The sequence below is a fragment of the Deltaproteobacteria bacterium genome, assembly GCA_016931625.1.
Classification (GTDB): domain Bacteria; phylum Myxococcota; class XYA12-FULL-58-9; order XYA12-FULL-58-9; family JAFGEK01; genus JAFGEK01.
The window spans coordinates 1-2,667 of sequence record JAFGEK010000134.1; the positions used below are offsets into that span (position 1 = coordinate 1).

At 37.6% G+C, this 2,667-nt stretch carries 2 protein-coding genes; both read left to right on the forward strand.

Going from position 1 to position 2,667, the window contains the following annotated elements; translation table 11 throughout:
- Window positions 1-1,489, forward strand: a 1,489-nt coding sequence (locus JW841_11490) for a hypothetical protein (protein MBN1961560.1), incomplete at its 5' end; no start/stop codon positions are given.
- A gap of 23 nt (window positions 1,490-1,512) precedes the next feature.
- Window positions 1,513-1,986: a hypothetical protein gene (locus tag JW841_11495; GenBank protein MBN1961561.1), complete on the forward strand. Its 474-nt coding sequence runs from the start codon at window positions 1,513-1,515 to the stop codon at window positions 1,984-1,986.
- The last annotated feature ends 681 nt before the right edge of the window (window positions 1,987-2,667 follow it).

Below are 2,667 nucleotides of genomic sequence, written 5' to 3' on the forward strand. Positions count from 1 at the left end.
CGCCTATGGCGCTTATGACAGTAACGCCAATGTTGTGTATTTAGATCAAAAATATGCAAGCGACCCAGAGTTTGCGGCCTATATATATTCAGAAGAAGCAGGTCATTTTCTTGATACTAAACTTAAAAGCCAAGATACCGTAGGTGAAGAAGGTGAGATATTTCGCCGACTTTTAGCAGGTGAACAAATATCTAAAAGCGAAATGGCGAATTTGCGCGCGCTTAATCGTGACGGAACTATAACTGTTGATGGCAAACAAGTAAGTGTCGAATTTTGGAGTTTGGGCGGCGTAGTCAAAGGCATTACAGATGCCGCCAAGAGTGTAACCGGCGCGGTAACTGACGCTGCAAAAAGTGTAACAAAAGGTGTTGGCGAGGCGGTCTCGGGATTCGCTGGTAACATTGTAAAAGGCAAAATTGACGCTGCTTTTACTGCGCTTGGGCATGGTTTTGATACCGCGGTTATTAAGTCGATTACCCAATTGGCTAATGGATTAATCGATACTGGTGCAGAAATTGTTAATGCGGTGGTGGCGATTACGGGTCCTGCAGCCCCATACATTAAAAAAATAACCGATCGTTTAGTTGATGTAGTGCGAACAGCGGCAATGACAATGGTTGAAACAGTAACAACTTGTGTAAGAGATTTAATCAGATCTGTATATAAAATAGCCAAAGGTGTATTGCAAATAATCTCAGCAAATTTTAAAGATGGCCTTAAAAATATTGGCAAAGGCTTTGCTAAATTATTTTTTGGATCGTTACTTGATATTGTTATGAGGGTCGGTATTGGTGCTTTGAGCATTGTGCAAACATTTACTGGCAATGAACAACCCGGTCGTAGATTAACTGACGAAGAAATTGCCATATTACGTAAAGTATATGGTGACAGTATTGATTATAAACAAGTACGCATCAAAGAGGGTAAAAGTGGCTTTTTGGGTAGCACTGGTCGATCAATTACCGCTGGCAGTATAATTTATTTTAATAGTCGCCGACCAACTGAACATGAAATAGAATGTTTACGTGCGATATATGGTGATACTCTAGATTATGATACCATTCGGATAAAAGAAAAATCTGGCATATTTGCTGATAATCGACCACTTGACGCTAATGACAAAGAGGCCATAGAGGCATGGAAAAGCGAAAATTTAATGACCCAAGATGAATATGAAATATCGCTTATTCACGAATTTATGCATGTATGGCAAAATCAACACAATGGTGGTGATTATCTTTCTGGTTCACTAATAGGCCAAGTTGTGCAACATAGTTATAAATGGTGGCTAAGTGTGCCAAAAACTCCTTTTGATAAACTCGAAGTTGAGCAGCAAGCACAATTTCTAGAAGATGTATATTATGCAGGTTTTTTTGACCCTAATAGTAAAAATTATGGTAAATTTTATTGTAACGTTAATGGCGATGATAAAAATGAGGATATAACAGATTATGTTAAACAAGCTCTTGCAATTATCAACCAAAAATAAATTTAACTAAAACAGAGAAAAGTATGAAAAAATTAGTTTTATTTTTAATAGAGAGTGTTTTTTTGATGCTTGGTATAAATAGTATGTATGGTTGTGAGCACGAAATAACTATTACTGCAAAAGTAACTGTGGACGCTGAATTAACGCAAGCTTTATCAGAAGCTCAGCCAGGCATTGTAACTATCACTGCCGGGCCGATGACAGGAATTGATTGGATAGCAGTTATTTGTGAACCAAGTGAAGAGGATATCGAATTGTTTTGGCATCGCAACAAATTTGGTTGTGCCGAAGAGGCAACTCTTACAGCCAAGCTATTGCAAGTTAATGCTGAAGATATACAAACACCATGCGGTATAGAAACGAAATATGGTGAAAATTTATCTGAAGAAAATATTACTGAACTTGCCAGGGCTAGCAAAACAATTTTTGCGGGTAAGGGTGAGGGGCTTATAAAATGTAAAAGTGGAAGTGATTTTGTAGAAATTATTCTTCAATGATGTTTTGTCTTTTTTAGCTATAAAAAAGCTAAAGCTAGAAGCTAAAAAATTTTGTTAATCTCAGAGTTTATGCACGTTTTAACAAAATTAGCATATCAGTGGTGAATATATGTCGATGTCACTATTTGATCGATATTTTCAAGCACCAATTTAGGTGGAGCCGGTGAAAGAGTTGTCATACTGACGAGCTTTAGCAGCGTATAATTCCCTGTTTAACACTACTTGTTTTTATGTAAGGAGATTAAGGGCTTGACCAGCACTGCATGCTATATTCTTATGGGTTTAACATGGATGTCGAGGTTAAGTCTGCTCTGAAAAAGAAAGCATGACCGATCCTGCTACTGTGCTGGGTCAGCGGATTAAAAGTTCGTTTGAAAAATCATTCAACTCCTCGTAATCACAAAAATATTCAAGAGCTAAGTAGTGTATGCAATACCGTATCAAAATAATACGCCATCGCACACTATTGGAATACATATGGCATGGGGGAATACGGCGTTGATGTGATATTCTTATTGGTGAGTGGTGTTTGACTCCAAAGGAAGTGCAATACACATTTCACAATAATAATTCGTTGAAATATTCTGCCTGTGGACCCTGACGAGATTCTTCTGGGATATTAAGTAAAGGAGCTAGGGTTGCTTTATCAATTGAATGCCAAGCTTTAATATCACACAAAGC

Bases quoted from the DNA above. Each gene is read 5' to 3' on its own strand.
- JW841_11495 (MBN1961561.1), top strand. From the start codon at position 1,513: ATGAAAAAATTAGTTTTATTTTTAATAGAGAGTGTTTTTTTGATGCTT.